General features: G+C 68.2%; 17 protein-coding genes. 11 read left to right on the top strand and 6 right to left on the bottom strand.

Annotation, left to right across the window (positions count from 1 at the left end; genetic code table 11):
* Nucleotides 1-41 precede the first annotated feature (41 nt).
* The 5 genes from FB475_RS33620 to FB475_RS33595 all read left to right on the top strand — a co-directional run bounded on the left by FB475_RS33620 (nucleotide 42) and on the right by FB475_RS33595 (nucleotide 6,059).
* A complete protein-coding gene (locus FB475_RS33620; protein WP_141862070.1) occupies nucleotides 42-1,271 on the top strand; it encodes a branched-chain amino acid ABC transporter substrate-binding protein in 1,230 nt (409 codons plus the stop codon).
* Nucleotides 1,272-1,355: 84 nt separating this feature from the next.
* Complete coding sequence (locus tag FB475_RS38535; RefSeq protein WP_238332606.1) at nucleotides 1,356-2,672, top strand: branched-chain amino acid ABC transporter permease; 1,317 nt, start codon at nucleotides 1,356-1,358, stop codon at nucleotides 2,670-2,672.
* On the top strand, nucleotides 2,669-4,384 hold the full coding sequence (locus tag FB475_RS33605) for a branched-chain amino acid ABC transporter permease (RefSeq protein WP_141862068.1): 1,716 nt from the start codon (nucleotides 2,669-2,671) through the stop codon (nucleotides 4,382-4,384). Before FB475_RS38535 ends, FB475_RS33605 begins: the two co-directional genes overlap by 4 nt.
* On the top strand, nucleotides 4,381-5,346 hold the full coding sequence (locus FB475_RS33600) for an ABC transporter ATP-binding protein (protein WP_202878674.1): 966 nt from the start codon (nucleotides 4,381-4,383) through the stop codon (nucleotides 5,344-5,346). The genes FB475_RS33605 and FB475_RS33600 overlap by 4 nt, the downstream gene beginning before the upstream one ends.
* A complete protein-coding gene (locus FB475_RS33595; RefSeq protein ID WP_141862066.1) occupies nucleotides 5,343-6,059 on the top strand; it encodes an ABC transporter ATP-binding protein in 717 nt (238 codons plus the stop codon). The genes FB475_RS33600 and FB475_RS33595 overlap by 4 nt, the downstream gene beginning before the upstream one ends.
* A 16-nt stretch (nucleotides 6,060-6,075) precedes the next feature.
* Here FB475_RS33595 and FB475_RS33590 read toward each other — a convergent pair whose 3' ends face one another.
* The gene (locus tag FB475_RS33590; RefSeq protein WP_141862064.1) at nucleotides 6,076-6,816 is read right to left on the bottom strand and encodes a DUF554 domain-containing protein; all 741 of its coding nucleotides are present in this window, start codon (nucleotides 6,814-6,816) and stop codon (nucleotides 6,076-6,078) included.
* Between the two features lie 115 nt (nucleotides 6,817-6,931).
* Here FB475_RS33590 and FB475_RS33585 point away from each other — a divergent pair, with 115 nt between their 5' ends.
* Entirely contained in the window at nucleotides 6,932-7,522 is a 591-nt protein-coding gene (locus FB475_RS33585) for a GNAT family N-acetyltransferase (protein WP_238332605.1), read from the top strand.
* On the opposite strand, the gene FB475_RS33580 is transcribed toward FB475_RS33585, so the two are convergent.
* Nucleotides 7,485-7,913 (bottom strand): hotdog fold thioesterase, encoded by a 429-nt coding sequence (locus FB475_RS33580; RefSeq protein WP_238332604.1) that lies wholly within the window; start codon nucleotides 7,911-7,913, stop codon nucleotides 7,485-7,487. The two genes, FB475_RS33585 and FB475_RS33580, sit on opposite strands and share 38 nt — an antisense overlap.
* Nucleotides 7,914-7,987: 74 nt before the next feature.
* On the opposite strand from FB475_RS33580, the gene polA reads away from it, so the two are divergent.
* Entirely contained in the window at nucleotides 7,988-10,693 is a 2,706-nt protein-coding gene (gene polA / locus FB475_RS33575) for a DNA polymerase I (protein ID WP_141863099.1), read from the top strand.
* Here polA and FB475_RS33570 read toward each other — a convergent pair.
* Complete coding sequence (locus FB475_RS33570; RefSeq protein ID WP_141862060.1) at nucleotides 10,690-11,166, bottom strand: NUDIX hydrolase; 477 nt, start codon at nucleotides 11,164-11,166, stop codon at nucleotides 10,690-10,692. The two genes, polA and FB475_RS33570, sit on opposite strands and share 4 nt — an antisense overlap.
* Nucleotides 11,167-11,429: 263 nt before the next feature.
* On the opposite strand from FB475_RS33570, the gene FB475_RS33565 reads away from it, so the two are divergent.
* From FB475_RS33565 to FB475_RS33555, 3 genes are read left to right on the top strand one after another with little or no spacing between them, the layout of a single operon-like run.
* Nucleotides 11,430-13,193, top strand: a complete 1,764-nt coding sequence (locus tag FB475_RS33565; RefSeq protein ID WP_141862058.1) for an extracellular solute-binding protein — start codon at nucleotides 11,430-11,432, stop codon at nucleotides 13,191-13,193.
* Nucleotides 13,190-14,086, top strand: coding sequence for a carbohydrate ABC transporter permease (locus FB475_RS33560; RefSeq protein WP_141862056.1), 897 nt, complete (start codon nucleotides 13,190-13,192; stop codon nucleotides 14,084-14,086). The genes FB475_RS33565 and FB475_RS33560 overlap by 4 nt, the downstream gene beginning before the upstream one ends.
* A 4-nt stretch (nucleotides 14,087-14,090) precedes the next feature.
* Nucleotides 14,091-15,065 (top strand): ABC transporter permease, encoded by a 975-nt coding sequence (locus tag FB475_RS33555; protein WP_141862055.1) that lies wholly within the window; start codon nucleotides 14,091-14,093, stop codon nucleotides 15,063-15,065.
* 1 nt (nucleotide 15,066) lies between these two features.
* On the opposite strand, the gene FB475_RS33550 is transcribed toward FB475_RS33555, so the two are convergent.
* On the bottom strand, nucleotides 15,067-16,323 hold the full coding sequence (locus FB475_RS33550) for an MATE family efflux transporter (RefSeq protein WP_141862054.1): 1,257 nt from the start codon (nucleotides 16,321-16,323) through the stop codon (nucleotides 15,067-15,069).
* 115 nt (nucleotides 16,324-16,438) lie between these two features.
* On the opposite strand from FB475_RS33550, the gene FB475_RS33545 reads away from it, so the two are divergent.
* Nucleotides 16,439-19,117 carry an alpha-(1->3)-arabinofuranosyltransferase domain-containing protein gene (locus FB475_RS33545; protein WP_185759552.1) on the top strand — a complete coding sequence of 893 codons (2,679 nt, stop codon included), beginning with the start codon at nucleotides 16,439-16,441 and terminating at the stop codon, nucleotides 19,115-19,117.
* Here the strand turns inward: FB475_RS33545 and FB475_RS33540 are convergent.
* Together FB475_RS33540 and FB475_RS33535 are read right to left on the bottom strand one after the other, a co-directional pair.
* A complete protein-coding gene (locus tag FB475_RS33540; protein WP_141862052.1) occupies nucleotides 19,024-20,067 on the bottom strand; it encodes an acyltransferase family protein in 1,044 nt (347 codons plus the stop codon). The two genes, FB475_RS33545 and FB475_RS33540, sit on opposite strands and share 94 nt — an antisense overlap.
* A complete protein-coding gene (locus FB475_RS33535; RefSeq protein ID WP_141862051.1) occupies nucleotides 20,064-20,855 on the bottom strand; it encodes a class I SAM-dependent methyltransferase in 792 nt (263 codons plus the stop codon). The genes FB475_RS33540 and FB475_RS33535 overlap by 4 nt, the downstream gene beginning before the upstream one ends.
* Nucleotides 20,856-20,865: the final 10 nt, after the last annotated feature.

The raw sequence follows: 20,865 nt of genomic DNA, 5'->3' as shown, positions 1-20,865 counted from the left end.
GTCCCGCATTTCGCTGGGACTATCCAGACATTGGAGGAACAGTGCACCAGCGTTCCGTAGTACGGGTCGGCGCGTCGCTGATCGTTGCGTCGTTGGCCCTGACTGCCTGCGGCTCACGCAGTGGCAACGACTCTGGGGGGAGCTCCGGAGGCTCGACCAAGACCGCGAAGATCGGCGTGATCGCGCCGCTGTCCGGAGACTTGTCGGCCCTGGGTCTGGGTATCCAGCACTCCGTCGAGCTGGCCGTCAAGCAGGCCAACGACTCCAACGCGATCCCGGGCTGGAAGCTCGAGGTCGTGCCGAAGGACGACGAGGCGAAGCCGGACCCCGGTAAGAACGCGGCGACCGCGCTGTCCAGCGACAAGGACGTGATCGGCGTTGTCGGCACGCTGAACACCAGCGTCAGCCAGCAGGTCCAGCCGGTCCTCGCGGCGGCGAAGATCGTCCAGGTCTCGCCCGCCAACACCGGCCCCGGCCTGACCCAGGGCGCGAACTGGCAGACCGACCCGAAGCGGCCGTACCCGACGTACTTCCGTACCTGCACCACGGACGCGGTCCAGGGCCCGTTCGCGGCCCGGTACCTGTACGAGACCGCGAAGATCACCAAGGTCGCCACGATCCACGACAAGAAGGCCTACGGGCAGGGTCTGGTCGGCACCTTCACCGACGAGTTCAAGAAGCTCGGCGGCACCATCGTCGCGGCCCAGACGATCAACCCCGACGACTCGAACTACAACGCCGCGCTGACGGCCATCAAGCCGTCGAACCCGCAGGCGATCTACTACGGCGGTGAGTACCCGCAGGCGGGTCCGCTGTCGCAGCAGGCGAAGGCCGCCGGCCTGAACATCCCGCTGATGGGCGGCGACGGTATCTACGACCCGAAGTACATCACCCTCGCCGGTAAGACCAGCGACGGTGACCTCGCCACCTCCGTCGGTGCCCCGGTGGAGGCCCTGGAGTCGGCGAAGAAGTTCGTCGCGGACTACAACGCGGCCGGTTTCAAGGAGCCCTACGCGGCGTACGGCGGTTACTCCTACGACGCGGCGAACGCGATCATCGACGCGCTGAAGACCTCGCTGAAGGACGCCAAGGACGTCGAGTCCGCACGGCAGGCGACGGTCGATGCCATGAGCAAGGTCTCCTTCGACGGCGTGACCGGGAAGGTGGCCTTCGACCAGTACGGCGACACCACCTCCAAGGTGCTCACCGTCTACAAGGTTGCCGGTGGCAAGTGGACCACCGTCGAGACCAAGGCGTTCGAGGAAAAGTAAGCAGGGTCGACCTCATGTCTCGGGGGTGGGAGTGATCCTCCCACCCCCCTGGCATGTCACAACCGAGGCAGATGGGAGGTCGACGTGGACCAGTTCTTCCAGCAACTCGTCAACGGGTTGACCTTGGGCTCGCTGTACGCCCTGATCGCGGTCGGATACACGGTCGTGTACGGCATCGTGCAGCTCATCAACTTCGCCCACGGCGAGGTGTTCATGATCGGCGCGTTCGGCGCGCTGACGACGTACCTGTTGTTCTTCAACGGTGAGACCAGCGTCTGGATCCTGCCGGTGATGATCATCGGCGCGATGCTCGCGTCGGTCAGTACCGCGGTGCTGATGGAGCGTGTCGCGTACCGTCCCCTGCGGAACGCGCCACGACTCGCACCGCTGATCACGGCGATCGGTATCTCCGTGTTCCTGCAGGAGTTCGTCCGGCTGTTCTACGAACGTCCGGGCTGGACCGTGGTGGTGTTCGCCGGGCTCGCGATCGCGGCCGGCTACCTGGTCGGCAGCCGCCAGACCGGCGTGAACCTGAACCACCCGGTCACCAAGTGGTACGACCGGGCACCGCTGCTCGGCGGTGGTGCCGGCGCGGTGGCGTTGTGGATCGTCGTCCTGCTGATCAACTCCGATCTCTCCGCGGTGTACATCGTGGCGGCGATCGTCGGCGGCGCGATCGTCGGTACGGGGGTCGGCATGACTGTGGGCGAGGCCGCGAAGTCGCGCGCCGGGGTTCAGGTCGGCGTCCGCGCCGTGGCCGTCAGTGCGGTCACCGCCGCGGTCACCGCGGAGATCGGCTGGGTCCTGTTCAAGCTGCTGATCAACAAGGTCGAGTGGCCGAGCGCGAAGGCCCGCATCCCGTTCCCGCAGTTGGACGTGGTGACCGGCAAGGCGCTGCAGGTCGGTGGCGTGACCATCCAGCGGTCCGCGATCTTCACGGTCGCGGCGCTCGCGGTCTGCGCCGTACTGCTGTGGTTCTTCATCAACCGGACCCGGCTCGGCCGCGGTATGCAGGCGGTGTCGCAGGACCCGGACACCGCGCGGCTGATGGGTATCAACGTCGACCGGATCATCGTGGTCGCGTTCGCGCTCGGCGCGGTGCTCGCGGCGATCGCGGGTGTCTCGCAGGGCCTGCAGAACAACAACATCGACTTCCGGATGGGCTTCCTGGCCGGTCTGAAGGCGTTCACCGCCGCGGTCCTGGGTGGTATCGGGAACGTCTACGGGGCGGTCGTCGGTGGTCTGGTCCTCGGCGTGGTGGAGGCGATGGCCACGCAGTACATCCCGGGCCAGTTCGGTGGTAGCACCTGGAAGGACGTCTGGGCGTTCGTGATCCTGATTCTGGTTCTGGTCTTCAGGCCGCAGGGCCTGCTCGGCGCGAGGGTGGTGGACCGGGCATGACCGACGTCAAAACGCCTGCAGACAACACAGTCGGGACTCCGGTGGCGAAGCCGGGCAAGCCGATCGCGTGGCCGTTGGGTATCGCCGGCGTGGCGCTGCTCGTCATCGGGTCGTTCCTGTCCTGGAGCTACGACGGCCAGATCCTGAACGACCTGTCGATCAACTTCTACCCGGGCGGCCTGCAGATCCTCGCGATCGTCGGTGCGGTGCTGTCCCTGGTGCTGTTGCTCGCCGAGAAGGGCCCGCTGACCAAGCTGGGTGCGTGGCTCGACGCGACCGTCGGGCTGCGGATGCTCGGCACCGGTCTGGCGCTCTACATGGTGCTGATCGTGATCGCGATCGGGACCGAATCGGCCGGTTTCATCAACGTGAACCCGGGTGGCTACGTGTCGCTGGTCGGCGCGCTGCTGATCGCGGTGTCGGCGTGGATGCTGCCGCTGCGGCAACTGCGGGACATGAGCGAGGCGAGGCTGCCGGGCTGGGCCGAGATCCTGATCATCGCGGTCCTGATGGGTTCGATCCTGTACGCCGCGGCGTACGCGCTCGGCCTGCAGGATGCCTGGTCGTTCATCCTCTGCCTGGTGTTCATCGCCGTGGTCGCGACGGCGTTGTTCCGGACCGGCGCGATGAGCTACGTCGGTCATGTCGGGCAGCGGCACCGCAATGTGCTGACGCTTGCCGCGTTCGTGGTGGCGTTCCTGTTCCCGTTCACGCAGAACGGGTCGGACGCGAACATGTCGATCGCGAACCAGGTGCTGATCTTCGGCGCCACCGCGATGGGCCTGAACATCGTTGTCGGTCTGGCCGGACTGCTGGACCTCGGGTACATCGCGTTCCTCGGGGCCGGCTCCTACACGGCAGCGGTACTGTCGACGTCGGCGTTCGCAACCATCGGCTGGAAGCCGAACTTCCTGATCGTGGTGCTGATCGGCGCCTGTGTGTCGGCGATTCTCGGCCTGATCATCGGTACGCCGACACTGCGGGTCTCCGGCGACTACCTGGCGATCGTGACGCTGGGCTTCGGTGAGATCTTCCGGTTCACGATGGGCAACCTGGACGGCAACAACGGTCCGAACCTGACCAACGGCCCGAACGGTGTGCCCGGTATTCCGGACTGGAAACCCTTCGGATTCGACTTCGGCAGCCAGCACACGGTCGCCGGTATCGAACTCGGGCGGTTCTCGAACTACTACTTCGTCCTGCTGGTCCTGATCGGGTTCGTGATCCTGGTCTTCGCCCGGCTGAACAACAGCCGGATCGGCCGCGGCTGGGTCGCGATCCGCGAGGACGAGAAGGCCGCCGAGGCGATGGGCGTGAACGTCTTCGGGCTGAAGCTGCTGGCGTTCGCGATCGGCGCGTTCCTCGCCGGTCTGGCCGGCACCATCAAGGCCCACCAGGACGCCGCGGTCAGCCCGGACCAGTACCAGTTCATCGAGTCGGCGTTCCTGCTGGCCGCGATCGTGCTCGGCGGTATGGGCACCATCGCCGGTGTGCTGCTGGGGGCGACGATCCTGAAACTGCTGCCGGAGAAGCTGCGGTTCTTCTCGGAGTACCGGTTGCTCATGTTCGGTCTGCTGCTGGTGCTGATGATGCGGTTCCGGCCGGAGGGTCTGGTCGCGAGCAGGCGACGGCAGCTCGAGTTCCACGAGGAGGACGAGGCGTTGGCCGTCGAAGTCGAATCCGAACGCCTGGCCGTCGAGGAGGCGAGATGACCACCGTCGAGGAAACGGCCCGGCCCGCGCTGACCGGCGAGACGGTGCTGGAGGCGACCGGCGTGACCATGCGGTTCGGTGGTCTGCTGGCTGTCAACGACGTGAACCTGAGCGTCCGGCAGGGCGAGATCGTCGGTCTGATCGGCCCGAACGGTGCCGGCAAGACCACGTTCTTCAACTGCCTCACCGGCCTCTACAAGCCGACCAGCGGGCAGGTCCGGTTCGCCGGCGTACCGCGGAAGGCCCCGCGGGCGCCGAAGCGGACCACGGTGTCGACGGACGGATCCGACGCGGTGGAGGTACAACCGCTCACGTCGCTGACGCCGTTGCCGCCCAAGCCGCGCGCGGTGGTGCGAGCCGGGATGGCCCGGACGTTCCAGAACATCCGCTTGTTCGCGAACATGACCGCGCTCGAGAACGTGATGGTCGGCCGCTACTGCCGGACCAGCGCGGGCGCGTTCACCTCGATCGTCCGGGGTCCGAAGTTCCGCCGGGAGGAGGCGGCGACCCGGGCCCGGGCGCAGGAGCTGCTCGACTTCGTCGGTCTGGGCAAGTCCGCCGAGCACCTGGCCCGGAACATGCCGTACGGCGACCAGCGCCGGCTCGAGATCGCCCGCGCGCTGGCCACCGACCCGAAGCTCATCCTGCTGGACGAGCCGACGGCCGGTATGAACCCGCAGGAGACCCGGCAGGCCAGTGACCTGATCTTCAAGATCCGGGACTCGGGCCTGTCGGTGGTGGTGATCGAGCACGACATGCGGTTCATCTTCAACCTCTGCGACCGGGTGCTCTGCCTGGTCCAGGGCCAGGCCCTGATCGAGGGCACGCCGGCCGAGGTGCAGTCGGACCCGCGGGTGATCGAGGCCTACATCGGCACCGGCGAGGACGACGAGGACGAGGTCGACGCGCGGGAAGCGCACGTCCAGGACACCACGGTCGCCGACGAGGAGGACAGGTCATGAGCGCGATGCTCGAGGTCAAGGACCTGGAAGTTGCCTACGGCAAGATCGTCGCGGTGAAGAAGATCAGCTTCAGCGTGGAGCAGGGGCAGGTGGTGTCGCTGATCGGCACCAACGGCGCCGGCAAGACCACCACGCTGAAGACGATCTCCGGGCTGCTCCGGCCGACGTCGGGGGAGATCTGGTTCCAGGGCGAGCGGATCGACCAGGTGGCGGCGCACGACATCGTCACCCGCGGCCTGGCGCACTCGCCCGAGGGGCGGCGGATCTTCCCGCGGCTGTCGGTCGAGGAGAACCTGATGCTGGGCGCGTTCTCGCGCAAGGATCCGGCGGGGGTGCGCACCGACCTGGAGTCGGCGTACGACCTGTTCCCGATCCTCGGCGAGCGGCGCAAGCAGCCGGCCGGTACGTTCTCCGGTGGTGAGCAGCAGATGCTGGCGATGGGCCGGGCGATGATGAGCCGGCCGAAGCTGCTGATGCTGGACGAGCCGTCGATGGGGCTGTCGCCGATCATGATGAAGCGGATCATGTCGACGGTCACCGAGTTGCAGAAGCAGGGTACGACGATCCTGCTGGTCGAGCAGAACGCGCAGGCGGCGCTGAAGCGGGCCGACTACGGGTACGTGCTCGAGGTCGGAAAGATCGTGCTGTCCGGTACCGGTCGCGACCTGCTGGTGAACGACTCGGTCCGGAAGGCCTATCTCGGCGAGGACTGACGCGGGCGCTGCTGGTTCAGTTGCGGATGGCAATCAGCAACTGGACCAGCAGCGGCGCGACGATCAACGCGGGGAGCAGGTCGGCTACGGCGACCTGCTTGAGTTTCAGGAGTCTCAGCGCGACGCCGATGAGCATGACGCCGCCGGTGGCGCCGAGTGCGGTGACATGGGCTTCAGGTAGTACGTCGCCCAGCAGTGCGCCTACAGCTGTCATCGAGCCTTGCACCACGAGGACGACGAGCGCGGACGCGGCGACGCCCCAGCCGAACGAGGCGGCGAAGGCGATGCTGGTGAAGCCGTCGAGGACCGCCTTCAGGAACAGCTGGTCGGCGCCGCGGCCGAGGCCGTCGGAGAGCGCGCCGAGGAACGTCAACGGTCCGACGCAGAACACCATCGACGCCGATACGAAGCCCTCGACGAACTTGCCCTCGCCCTCGCCGCGGTCGAACCGGTGCTGCATCCAGGCGCCGAAACCCTCCAGCCGCTGCTCGATCCGCAGCAGCGAGCCGATGATCCCCCCGATCAGCATGGCGCCCAGCACGATCAGCACCGGGGCGCTGGAACCGACCGCGTCGCTGAGTGCCTTGTCGCCGACGGTGAGTGCCGACGAGATCGCGATCAGCAGCGTGACCAGGCCGATCGCATCGGTGACCAGGTCCCTGGTGCGGTGACTGAGCCGGTGGCCGACGAGCACGCCGAGTACCGATCCGACGAGTACGGTCGCGACGTTCACGGCCGTCCCGATCCCGATGAACAAACTGGTCTCCCACTCGACTTTGCTGGTGCCCCCCGAGGGCCTACTGTTGCGCTCGGACGAGCGTATCGGCCCGTCTGTTCACCTCGGGGGTGGACCGGACCGGGAGGTCGCTGTGGTGGCAGCCATCGAGGTGAGGGACGCCCAGCCGCGGGACGCGGGCGCCCTGGTCGCGTTGTGGCGTGAGCTCAGCACCGCCGCCGGGTTGCCCTCGCGGCTGCCCGCGCCGCCGTCGGTCGCCGCCGCGGAGGTTGCCGTCAGCAAACACCTCGACGACCCGCTGGGCCGGTTGCTGGTGGTCGAGCTGGACGGCGACGTGCACGGGATGGCGTACCTGCGCCGGACCGCGGTCAGCCCGCTGCACGACGACACCACCGTCACCGTCGAGTACCTGCACGTCAGCGACACCGCCCGCCGGCACGGTCTCGGCAAGGCGCTGGTCGCCGAGGCGGTGGCCTGGGCCGAGCACGAGAGCTGTGCCCACCTGGCCGTGGTCGCGCCCGCGATCGCCCGCGAGGCCAACCGGTTCCTGGCCCGGCTCGGCCTCGGTCAGGCCGGCGTACTGCGGTTCGCGAACACGCTGACCGTCCGCCGCCGGCTCGCCGCCGAACACGCCCCGAACCTGCTCGCCCTGCTCTCCTCACGCCGCTCCGCGTTCGCCCGGCGCGCCGTCAGCTCCCGGGCGGAGCCTGAATCAGCTGGCAAGTGATCCGCGCGGTGCAGACGCGTTTGTCCCGGTCGTCGGTGATGACCACCTCGTACGACGTGGTCGTCCGGCCGAGGTAGATCGGGGTCGCGACGCCGGTCACCAGGCCGTCGCGGACCGCGCGGTGGTGGGTGGCGTTGATGTCGACACCGACCGCGACCTTCCCGTACGTCGCCGCGTGCAGCGCGGAGCCGATCGAGCCGAGGCTCTCGGCCAGTACGCAGGACGCGCCGCCGTGCAGCAGGCCGTACGGCTGGGTGTTGCCCTTCACCGGCATGGTCGCGACCACCCGGTCCGCTGTCGCCTCGGTGACGACGATGCCCATGGTCTGCAGGAGGGTGCCCTCCATGCTCATGCCCGGTCCGAGGTTCGATCCATCTGTCCTGTCAGTCACTGCAGCAGTGTGTCAGAACTGTCCGTGGGACCCACTAGAGTCGGGTTGTGGCTGCAGAATCTCAGACTTCGACGTTGACCAAGGACACCACGGCCGGCTCCGGCTCCGGGCGACCGCGGATCCTGCTGCTGGACGGGCACTCGCTGGCGTACCGGGCGTTCTACGCGCTCCCGGTGGAGAACTTCTCCACCACCACCGGCCAGCACACCAACGCGGTGTACGGGTTCACCTCGATGCTGATCAACATGCTGCGCGACGAGCAGCCCACCCATGTCTGCGTCGCGTTCGACGTCTCCCGCAAGACCTTCCGCGCCGAGCAGTACGCGGAGTACAAGGCCGGCCGCTCGAAGTCGCCGGACGAGTTCAGCGGGCAGATCTCGCTGGTCAAGGAGGTGCTGGAGGCACTCCGGATCCCGACCACGGAGATCGACGGCTGGGAGGCCGACGACATCATCGCGACGCTCGCGACCCAGGCCGACGAGCAGGGTTTCGAGGTGCTGATCAGCAGCGGTGACCGGGACTCGTTCCAGCTCGTCAACGAGAACATCACCGTGCTCTACCCCAAGCGCGGCGTCTCCGAGATCGCCCGGATGGACCCGGCCGCGATCGAGGAGAAGTACGGCGTCGGCCCCCGGCTGTATCCGGATCTGGCCGCGCTGGTGGGGGAGCAGAGCGACAACCTGCCCGGTGTCCCGGGCGTCGGCCCGAAGACCGCCGCGAAGTGGCTGAACCAGTTCGGTTCGCTGAACGACGTGGTCGACCGGGTGAACGAGATCAAGGGCAAGGCCGGTGAGTCGCTGCGCGAGCACCTTGCCGACGTGATCCGGAACCGGCAGATCAACGAGCTGGTCCGCGACCTCACCCTGGACGTGTCGGTCGACGACCTGGTCCGGGTCGCCTGGGACCGGGACAAGGTGCACACGCTGTTCGACAGCCTGGAGTTCCGGGTGCTGCGCGAGCGGCTGGTCGCCGAGCACGAGGAGGTCGACGCGACCGTCGACCACGGCTTCGACCTGGACGGCGTGCAGCTGAAGCCGGGCGAGCTGGCGGCCTGGCTGAAGGAGCACGTCAGCGGCGGCGAGCGGGTCGGGATCGCGGTGCAGGGCAGCTGGGGGGGCGGTACCGGCAAGATCACCGGGCTCGCGCTCGCGAACACGTCGGGTGCCGCGGCCTGGTTCGATCCCGACGCGGTGACCCCGGACGACGAGGAGGCCTGGAAGGTCTGGCTCGCCGACGCGGCCGTTCCGAAGGCGCTGCACGACGTCAAGGGCCCGCTGCTCGGGTTCCTCGAGCGTGGCTGGACGCTCGGCGGGCTGAGCTCCGACACCCAGCTCAGCGCGTACCTGGTCCGCCCGGACCAGCGGGCCTACGACCTCGCCGACCTCACCGTGCGGTATCTCAAGCGCGAGCTGCGCACCGAGGAGGCCGAGAACGGGCAGCTCAGCTTCGACGACGTCGAGGGCGGCCCGGCGGCGGACCACACGATGCTGCGCGCCCGCGCGATCGCGGATCTCGCCGACACCCTGGACGCCGAGCTCGAGAAGCAGGCCGGTACGGCGCTGCTCGCGGACGTCGAGCTGCCGCTGATCCACGTGATCGCGGCGATGGAGCGGGACGGGATCGCGGTCGACCGGCCGTATCTGGAGCAGCTCGAGGACCGGTTCGCGACCGGCGTCCGGGAGGCGGCCACGGCGGCGTACGAGGTGATCGGCAAGGAGATCAACCTCGGCTCGCCGAAGCAGCTGCAGGTGGTGCTGTTCGACGAGCTGCAGATGCCGAAGACCAAGCGCACCAAGACCGGGTACACCACCGACGCGGACTCGCTGCAGGCGTTGTTCGAGAAGACCGAGCACCCGTTCCTGGCGTACCTGCTGGCGCACCGGGACGCGACCCGGCTGCGGCAGACCGTCGAGGGCCTGCTGAAGACGATCAGCCCGCGCGACGGCCGGATCCACACCACGTTCAACCAGACCATCGCGGCCACCGGCCGGCTCAGCTCCACCGAGCCGAACCTGCAGAACATCCCGATCCGGACCGAGGAGGGCCGCCGGATCCGGCAGGCGTTCGTGGTCGGCGAGGGCAACGAGTCGCTGATGTCGGCGGACTACAGCCAGATCGAGATGCGGATCATGGCGCACGTGTCCAAGGACCAGGGCCTGATCGATGCGTTCAACTCCGGGATGGACTTCCACTCGGTGACCGCGTCCCGGGTGTTCTCGGTCGAGCCGGGAGACGTCACCCAGGAGCAGCGCGCGAAGATCAAGGCGATGAACTACGGCCTCGCGTACGGCCTCTCGGCGTACGGGCTGAGCCAGCAGTTGAAGATCGGCGTCGACGAGGCCAAGGGCCTGATGGACGAGTACTTCGAGGGCTTCGGCGGCGTCCGGGACTACCTGCGCTCGATCGTGATCGACGCCGGCAAGACCGGGTACACCGAGACCATCCTCGGCCGCCGGCGGTACCTGCCCGACCTGACCAGCGACAACCGTCAGCGTCGCGAGATGGCCGAGCGGATGGCCCTGAACGCCCCGATCCAGGGCTCGGCCGCCGACGTGATCAAGATGGCGATGCTGAAGGTCGACGCGTCGCTGCGCGAGTCCGGCCTGAAGTCCCGGATGCTGCTGCAGGTCCACGACGAACTGGTCTTCGAGATCGCCCCCGGCGAGCGCGAGGCGCTGGAGCAGCTCGTTCGCCACGACATGGGCCACGCCGTCGACATGGCCGTCCCGCTCGACGTGTCAGTCGGCATCGGCCGCACCTGGCACGAGGCTGCCCACTAGGACGTGATGTAGCTCGGCTGGTCGGCGGGGGAGAGGGCCCGCTGGATGCAGGTGCGTTCGCGGGCGGACAGCTCGTCGGGCAGGGCGGCGAGCGCCCACCAGCGGACGTCGGTCGACTCGTCGTCGTTGACGCGGGCCTCGCCGCCGAGCGCGTGGCAGCTGAAGCAGAGGTCGAGGAACTGGACCCGGTCGCCGTTCGGGTAGGCGGCCGGGGGCGTGGTCTCGACGCTGAGCAGCCGGTCGACCTCGGCGACCACCGCGGTTTCCTCCTGGATCTCGCGGACCACGGCGACGGCCGGTTGCTCGCCGGGCTCGAGGATGCCGCCGATCAGGCTCCAGCGGCCGTTGTCGGCGCGCTGGACCAGGAGCACCTCGTCCCGGTCGTTCAGCACGACCCCGGTCAGGCCGGTCAGCCAGAGCAGGTCGTGACCGATCTTCGCGCGCAGGTCCAGGATGAACTTCGGTGTCGGCATACCCCGACCCTACCGAGACTCCGCGGAACCTCCACCGGGCTCCGGGCGCGCGTTTCCGGCGCAAGAAACCGTGTATGAAACGTTAGCCGGCAACCGCTTGCCTGCAAGATACCGACAGTGACCGACTGATCCCGGTCAGTGTTCAGCGACCTCTTCCGTCCGCTGTCGTTCTATGTCATTCTCCCGGGCAAGATCCGAGATCCTATTGGATATTGCTATCGGATATTTCGTCTCCGTTCCGACCCAGCCGCCTAGGAGGAACCATGCCGAACGATCACGCACGCCCTGGCATCAGTCGCCGATCCCTCATCTCCGGGGCGCTCGGGCTGACCGCGGCGACCGCCGGCGCCGGTCTGCTCAGTGCCTGCAGTGGCTCGAGCAGCGCCGGCAGCGCGAGCGGCGGAGCCGGCAGCGGAACCGGTGGCGTGGCGCCCAGCGTCTCGCTCGGGCCGAAGCTGGCCACGGTGCAGTACCCGGAGGGGTACGTCGGCCCGGTCGCCCGCGAGCTGAAGCCGCTGACCAGCGAGAAGGTGACGTTCAAGATCGTCGTACCGCAGGACGTGACGATCGGGGACTGGAAGACCAACGCGTTCACCAAGTGGCTCGAACAGAAGACGAACGTGCACATCGAGTGGAACCAGGTCGGCGGGACGCCAGACGACCTGATGACCAAGGTGAACGCGATGATCGCGGCCGGCGACATCCCGGACGCGTTCATGGGCGTCGGCTTCAGCCGCTCGCAGCTGTTTCTGTACGGCCAGCAGGGGCTGTTCACCGATGTCGGCCAGTACATCGACGCGTACGCCCTGAACTTGCAGCAGGCGATGAAGGACTACCCGGAGACCCGGAAGCTCGTACAGGCGCCGGACAAGAAGATCTACACGTTCCCGAGCATCAACGACTGCTACCACTGCCGGGCCAGCAACGGCCGGACGTTCCTGAACACGGACTGGCTGCAGCAGGTCGGCCTGGAGATCCCGAAGACCACCGACGAGTTCCGCGAGGTGCTGCGCGCGTTCAAGAAGGCCGACCTCGGCGGCAACGGCAAGACGATCCCGTTCGCCGGCTACAAGGACGCGGCGCTGGACACGTACTTCATGAACGCGTTCCTCTACAACCCGGGCGAGCCGTGGCTGGTCGTCAACGACGGCAAGGTCGACGTCACGTTCGACAAGGACGAGTGGCGCGAGGGCCTCAAGTACCTGCACGGCCTGTACGGCGAGGGCCTGATCAACAAGGACGTGTTCACCGCCGACCAGGACCAGATGGAGCGGTACGGGAACGCGCCGGGCAAGCCGATCATCGGCGGCGCCCGGTCGTACTACTGGGGCGGGTTCGTCGACATCGACCAGAAGGATCCGGACGCCCGGTGGCGCAAGTACCAGGCGATCCCGCCGCTGGAGGGCCCCAACCAGGTCCGGTACGCCGCCTGGAACTACCTCGGCGTCGGCGTCGACGTGGCCAAGCTGGTGATCACGAAGAAGTGCGCGAAGCCGGAGCTGATGGTCCAGTGGGCCGACGCGCAACTGGAGCTCGAAGCGATCCTGCGGGCCTACGGCGGTCCGCACTTCGCCTGGGCGAAGAAGGGCGAGCTGGGGATCAACGGCAAGCAGGCGATCTACGGCTTCGACGCGACCTGGAACACCCAGAACGGGCTGAGCTGGAGCCAGGACAACGCGATGTACCGCTCGCAGGACTTCCGGCTCGGTGAGCGGGTGAACCCGAAGGACCTGACCTTCGAGAAGCCGCTCTACCAGCAGACCGTGGACAGCTACTTCCCGTACAAGCAGCCGCAGGAGATGCAGTTCCCGCCGGTGACGCTGGACCAGGACCAGGCGGCGCAGGAGGCGGAGCTGAAGACCAACCTCAAGAACGAGGTGTCGCAGTCGATGTCGCGGTTCATCACCGGTCAGCTCGACCCGAACGACGACGGCGCGTGGAACGACTACAAGGACCGGGTCGCCAAGATCGGCGTGAAACCGTACGTCGACCTGCAGCAGGCCGCCTACGAGACGTACAACTCATGAGCACCGCTGCTACCCAGGACACCCGCTCGGACAGGATCGTCTCAGCCTGCATCTACACGGCGCTGGGCCTGTTCTGTCTCGCTGTCCTCTACCCGATCGTCTACGTCCTCAGCGCGTCGGTCAGCAACACCAAGAAGGTCGCCGCGGGCGAGGTCTGGTTGTGGCCGGTCGGCTTCACCCTGGACGCGTACAAGGCGATCTTCGACTACAAGTCGATCGTCAGCGGCTTCGGCAACTCGGTGTACTACGCGGTCGTGGGAGCCGTGGTGGCGACGGTCCTCACACTGCTGGCGGCGTACCCGCTGTCCCGGAAGGGCCTGCCGGGCAAGGGCCTGATCATGGCGGCGTTCGTGTTCACGATGATGTTCAGCGGCGGGCTGATCCCGACGTACCTGGTGGTCGACAAGCTCGGACTGCTGAACACCCGGTGGGCGATCATCCTGCCGGCCGCGCTGGCGGTCTGGAACGTGATCATCACCCGGACGTACTTCATGGTGACGATCCCCGAGGAGCTGGTGGAGGCCGGCAAGGTCGACGGCTGCAGCGACTTCGGGTTCTTCTGGCGGATCGTGCTGCCGCTGAGCAAGCCGATCATCGCGGTGAACCTGCTGTTCTACGCGGTCGGCCAGTGGAACTCGTTCTTCAACGCCCTGATCTACCTCACCAACGAGCAGCTGTTCCCGCTGCAGGTGATCCTGCGGCAGATCCTGATCCAGTCGAAGGTCGATCCGTCGCAGATGCCGGACACCAGCAAGCTGATCCAGCTGAAGGAGCTGCAGCAGCAGCTGAAGTACTCGCTGATCGTGATCGGGATGATTCCGCCGCTGCTCGTCTACCCGTTCGTGCAGAAACACTTCGTCAAGGGAGCCATGATCGGCTCGCTGAAGGGATGAGCGCATGACGACGCTGAATGCCGAGCGCACAGCAGCCGCGCACCAGCGGGAGCGGACCGCGAAGTCGTCGGTCGGCCTGGGCCTGCGGATGCGGCGGCACTGGCAGCTGTACGCGATGCTCGCGCTGCCGCTGATCTGGCTGGCGGTCTTCGCCTACTGGCCGATGTACGGCGTGATCATCGCGTTCAAGGACTACAACGTGGTGTCCGGGATCTGGGGCAGCCCGTGGGTCGGGCTGAAGCACTTCGAGCGGTTCGTGGAGTCGTACCAGTTCTGGCGGCTGATCCGGAACACCGTGTTCCTGCACGTGTACGAGTTGCTCGCGACGTTCCCGTTGCCGATCATCCTCGCGCTCTGCCTGAATACGGTCCGGCGGAAGTGGTTCAGCCGGTCGGCGCAGCTGATCACGTACGCGCCGCACTTCATCTCGACCGTCGTGGTCGTCGGCCTGCTGGTCGTCCTGACCAACCCGAACACCGGCGTCGCGAACCAGTTGCTCGGCCTGTTCGGGCTCGGCCCGGTCGACTTCATGGGCGACTCCGGCCTGTTCCGGCACCTGTACGTCTGGTCGGGAGCGTGGCAGACGATGGGCTTCAGCGCGATCATCTACCTGGCCGCGCTGACCAGCGTTCCGCCGGAGCTGCACGAGGCGGCGATCGTGGACGGCGCGTCCCGGCTGCGCCGGATCTGGCACATCGACCTGCCGGCGATCGTGCCGGTGGCGGTGATCCTGCTGATCCTGAACATCGGCTCGATCCTGTCGGTCGGATTCGAGAAGGTGCTGCTGATGCAGAACAACCTGAACCTCGACGTGGCCGAGGTGATCGACACCTACGTCTACAAGATCGGTCTGGCCTCGGCGGTACCGCAGTTCAGCTATGCGACCGCGATCGGGCTGTTCCGATCGGTGATCGGTCTCGTCCTGCTGGTGCTGGCGAACACGTTCGCCCGGCGGTTCGCCAAGTCGAGTCTCTGGTGAGTCAGCTCGATTGACGATGCAGTCCGGTGGCGAGTGCACCGGACAGCAGGAGCGCGCAGGTGCTGGTCATCGCGGCCAGCACCTTCACGCCGTTCAGGCCGGTCGCGGTGTCGGTACCGAGGACGATGCCGGCCGCGATCGCCAGCACGACGAGGCCGAGCCAGATCACCAGGGCGGCGCGCTTCTCCTGCTGCGCGATCGCGGCGTACACGACCAGCTGGAGTACGGCGTACGCGGAACCGGCGACGGCGAACAGCCAGGTGTACGGGCCGAGCGGGGCGTACTTCTCCTTGCCGCCGATCACCTCGACGACGATCCCGGGCAGGATCAACGTCCCGACCACCGCACACGCGCCGAGGCCCGCGACCGCGAGGATCGCGCGCCGGAGCCGGACCGTGTCGCCAGGGGAGTTGGCCAGCGACGGGAACACCAGCACGATCACGAACTGCGGAAGGAACAGGCAGGCCTTCGCGATGATCAGGCCGGCGGCGTAGTACCCGCTGTCCTTCTCGTCGAGCAGGGCGCGGGCGAACAGCACGTCGGCGTTCGCGAGCGCGAAGAACGCGAGCAGCGTGTGCGTGCCGTGCACGGTTTCCCGCAGTACCGCCTTGACGTCCTTGGCCGTCGCACCGTTCGAGCTGCGGAGGAAGAACTGGCCGAGGACGGCCGGTACGGCGGCACCGACCGCGAGACCGGCCATCGCCCAGTCGAGCGACGGGTGGACGATCAGCGCGCCGCCGCCGAGGATCAGCCGGCCGAGGCCCGCCGCGGTGTAGACGGCGGCGAGCTCGGTCCAGCGATGGCTGCCCTGGAGGATGCCGAGCTGCGATCCCATCAGGGTGAGGCCGCCGAGCGTCGGCGCGAGCAACAGGATCGCGATCACCGAGTCGACGTGCAGCAGCCACATGAACACCGGCGTCAGCACCAGGCAGAGCACGGTCAGTCCGGCCGCGGACCGGCGTCCCGCCCGCAGCATCGCGTCGGCGAGCGTGGCCGCACCGTCCCCGGTGTGGGTGGCGAGCTGCCGCGCGCCGGTGGCCTGCAGGCCGAGCGACGCGACGTTGCCGATCAGCAGCAGCCCGAGCAGCGCGGTGATCGCGCCGAACTGTTCGGGCATCAGCCGCCGGGATCCGATCAGCGTGAAGCCGTACGCCGCGACGTTCATGATCGCCATCGCGACGGCGACGACCGTGGCACTGCGCAGGAAGCTCTTGCGCGGAGTCTGCGGTTGTGGCGCCGGGGTGGTGCCAGAAGTCATGCGTGCTGCCTCGGATCGGTAACAGTGCCGGAAGGTACTGATGTGAGATTTGCCGGACCTCACGGTACGGCAACGATGCCGCCGCGCAGCCGCCGGATCCGTTAATGTCCGGCCGGTGAGGAGGCTGAAGGCAGGCAGTACGGACCAGGTCGTCTGGCGGGCCCGGCTCGTCCTCGGCTGCCTCGCGCTGATCGCCCTCTGCTTCCAGCAGGCCCCGGGCCGGATCGTCGTGGGCGGCAAACTCGAGCTGACCGCCGGACCGGGCGGCCTGCTGTCCCGGGCGATGCATCTGTGGGATCCGCACACCGGCTTCGGTCAGCTGCAGAACGACACGTACGGCTACCTGCTGCCGATGGGACCGTTCCACTGGCTGCTGGCTGCGCTCTCCGTTCCGGACTGGATCGCGCAACGCCTTTGGTGGTCCTTGGTCCTCTGCGTCGCGTTCCTCGGCGTCTGGAAGCTGTGCAACGTCCTGCAGTACGGCGTGCCGTGGACGCGGCTGGCGGTCGCCCTGCTGTACGCCCTGATTCCACGGACGTTCGGTGAGCTCCCGACAGAGGTGTGGCCGATGGCCATGGCTCCTTGGGTGCTGCTGCCGCTTGTGACACCACGTGTCCGCTCCGGATGGTGGCGGGCCAGTTGGTCAGCTGCCGCGTTCGCCTTGATCGGCGGCGCCAACCCGACAGGCAGTGTCGCCGTACTCGTCCTACCGGCCATCTGGCTGGTGCTGCGCGCCAAGGTGAAGCTGACGCTTGCCTGGCTCGCCTTCGTAGTCGCGGTCTCGATCTGGTGGCTCGTACCTCTCCTCATGCTCCTCAAGTACGGCTCCGGGCCGCCCGCGCCGCGGTGGTTGCCTGTAGCGGGGGCCGTCTTCGGTCTGCCGCTCGCACTCGCCGCGGCGCACTACCTCCGGCTGCTGACCAACCTCTCCGTGGCGCGTGGAATCCACCGCCGTGTCGTACCTGTACTCGCGGCCGGCCTTGCGGTGGCTGCTGCCCTACCTGTGGTCCTCGCGCAGCCGACTGAGGCGTTCGCGGCGATCCCTGTGCACTGGCAACAGGCGGCGCGCTGGCTGGACAACCAGACCGCTCCGGGCAGTGTGCTCGTCCTGTCGACCTCGACCGAGCCGCTCGCGGCCCTGGTGAAGCGGCCGCTGGCGACGCTGACCGACGACATGCGGCGCCGGGTGGACTCGGGCGTCGGTGACCGCACGCTGCGGCAGGAGCTGAACCAGGACGGCGTCCGGTACGTCGTCGTGCGCAATGACCAGGAGGACGGTACGCCCGCGCTCGCGATCCACGACAGTCTGGCCGACGCGGGCATCAACCGCGCCGCGTACTTCGGTCCTGCCGGGCCGACCCGCCTGCCGTACCCGGGCGTGGAGATCTACGACGTCGGGGCGACCTCACCCGGCCGGCTGATCCCGGAGTCGCGGTTGTTCGCGCTCGGCGGCAGCACGGACGACGTACCGACCGTGGTGACCGCCCTCGGCGGTGGCGGGGCGGCCGTACTGCGGGCGGACGCGGACGGCAAGGTCGACGGGCTGCCGGTGGTCGAGACCGCCGACCAGAGCGGCGTGGAGCCCAGTGCGGTCGTGCTGCGGAACACGCAGATCGGGCGGTCCGCATGCCTGCACGTGGGGACGAGGGCGCTGTGCAGTCCGGATCAGGCGAAGGACTCCGCCGAGCCGAACGGCCTGTCGCGGACCATCCAGCTGCCGAAGGCGGCGTCGTACCAGCTGCGCGGGACCGCGCTGGCCAAGGACGGCGAGACGCTCGAGCAGTTGCTGGTCGTACCGGGTGCGATCACCGCGACCGCGTCGTCGCGGGCCGTGACCGCACCGGAAGGGCGGCCCGGGGCCGCCGTCGATCGTGCGCTCGGGACCGGGTGGCTGGCCGCGGCGGACGACCCCTCGCCGAGCCTGACCTTGAAGTTGCCGGTGGCAAGGGATGTGCAGGGGCTGCGGTTCCGGTCGGATCCGTACCTGAACGGATCCCGCCCGGCCGAGGTGACAGTGCACTTCGACAACAGCGGTCCGGTGCACGCCGTCGTGGACGCGGCCGGGTATGTGCGGTTCGCGTCGCGGCACACGCAGTCGATCAAGATCGACTTCACCGCGACGAAACCGCTGCAGGACGCGCAGACCAGCCCGGTCGGGGTCGACGAGGTGGAGGTGCTCGGCGCGGACGAGCTGCGCAAGGCGGTCGACCCGCAGCGGCGCGTCCCGGCCTACTGCGGGAACGGGCCGACGGTACGGGTCGACGGCGTACCGATGCGCACGCAGGTTGCGGCCGGCATGCAGCAGCTGCTCCAGCGCCGGCCGGTGTCGTTCCAGCTGTGCGGCACGAGCCCGGAGGTTCCGTTGCGGTCCGGGCGGCACCAGATCGAGGTCCGGGCGAACGGTGGGCTCGTGCCGATCGAGACCACGCTGGTCAAGGCCGGGTTCGGCACCGGGTCGGGTACGCCGGTGCAGGGCGTGGAAGTGTGGCACCCGAACCCCACCGAGCTGACGGTCGAGGCACCGGGCGCGACCGAGCAGTCCGTGCTGGCCGTGGCGCAGAACTACAACGACGGCTGGGAGGCGTACGACGGCAGCGGCCGGAAGCTCACGCCCATCCGGGTCGCCGGCTGGCAACAGGGCTGGCTGCTGCCGGCAGGGCCGGAGCAGCTCGTCACGGCCCGTTTCATGCCGGACCGCAGCTACAGGGCGGCGCTGCTGCTCGGCTTGGTCACACTGCTGTCGGTCTTCGCCGCTGCGATCTTCTTCGCGATCGGACGCTCCACCAGGCGGTAGCTGATCGCTGCCAGTAGTGCGGCGCCCACCAGCGTCACAGGAAGCTGTACGGCGAACGGGCCGTGCAGGAGTCCCAGTACGACGAATTGATAGACGACGGCGCCGTACGACAGCTTCGCGGCGAGCCGCGCCGGGCGACCGCCAAGGACGCGGACCGTGCCGGCCGTTGGGGTCAGCACCGGGAAGAGCATGCAGGCGACGGCCACTGTGTAGAGCAGGCTCTTGACCAGGGCCTGTGCCGGTGTGGGCATGGAGTGGTTGTAGGGGCCTGCGACAGGCGTCGCGGCGATCAGAAGGAGTGCCGCGGCGATTCCCCAGAGCGTGCCGGGGACCCTGGTGAGCGTGTCGAGCGTTGACGGTCCGAGACGACCCGTGGCGCGGGAGACCTGCCACAGCGCCATGCCCATCCCGACGGCGAACCAGCCGAGGTAGCCGGGCAGCCAGAGGCCTGCGCTGGGGTGGCCGGTTGCCATCACGGCGGCCATCCAGACCGGGCCGAGGATGGTCAGTGCGACCAGGACGAGCAGCCGCCAGCGCACACTGCGCCGGGTGGGACGCTCGTAGCCCGTCAGCAGGCGTCCTAGGCCGGGGAGGAGCAGGTAGAACGGGAGTGGTGTCAGGACGGCCCAGCGTAGGTACAGCGTCGACGGGTGCGGGACGAGCACGACAGAGAGCAGTACTGCGATCAGTAGCGCGGGGAGGATGCGCAGGGCGCGGTTGCGGAGGTAGGGCAGTGTCAGCGGCGGCTCGGTGGCCGAGAACCACGCCAGCACGTGCGGCCGGTACAAGAGAAAGCCGGAGATCGCGCAGAAGATCGCCCAGCCCACGTCCAGCCGCGACACCACTCCTGCCAGCGGTGCGTGCGTGTGCAGGCCGACCTGCGAGACCACGACCGCGAGCGCGGCGATCACGCGCAGTCCGTCGACGGCTGGGAAGCGTGCTTGTCTCATGGTTTGTGCGCCGTCCAGATCGCGGTACCGGGGACCAGCGGGCCGCGTTCGGGGCCCCAGCCGCCCCAGATCAGCTCATGGCCGGCCGGCCACTCCGGTTCGAGCAGGTCGTCGACGACGAAGCCCGCGCCGGTCAGCTCCCGGATCCAGTCGCCGACGGTGCGGTGGTGCTCGGCGTAGACCGGCGTACCGGAGCTGTCGACCTCGACGTACGGGCGGCGGTCGAAGTAGGAGTGGGTGATCCGCAGCCCGGCCGGTGACGGGTCGTCGGGCATGGTCCAGCGGAACGGGTGGGTCACGGAGAAGACGAGCGTGCCGGACGGCCGGAGGACGCGGGCGATCTCGCGGAACGCCGTACCGGCATCGGCAACGAACGGGAGCGCCCCGAAGGCCGAGCAGACGATGTCGAAGGAGGCGTCGCGGTAGGGGAGCGCGACCGCGTCCGCGGCGACCGTGCGGACCGCCGTACCGGTGCGCTCGTCGAGGGTCTTGGCGATCCGCAGCTGCTCGACCGAGATGTCGAACGCGACCACGTCGGCGCCCTGCGTCACCAGCCAGCGCGAGCACTGCGCGGCACCACACCCGACCTCGAGCACCCGCCGCCCACGAACCGGCCCGAGCAACTGCGCGTCCGCCTCGTCGACACCCTCCGGCGACCAGATGAACCGGTCGTCACCGAGGAACTCGCCGTGTTCAGCGAGATACTCGCCGGCCGCGTCGTTCCAATAGGTACGACTGGCCAGCGAGGTCTCCGCCTCGCTCAGCTCAACCCGTACCGGCTCGTTCACGCGCCACACT

This window comes from Kribbella jejuensis (assembly GCF_006715085.1).
Taxonomy (GTDB): domain Bacteria; phylum Actinomycetota; class Actinomycetes; order Propionibacteriales; family Kribbellaceae; genus Kribbella; species Kribbella jejuensis.
Note: the sequence above shows the minus strand (reverse complement) of the source record. Positions and strands in the feature narration are given on the sequence as shown.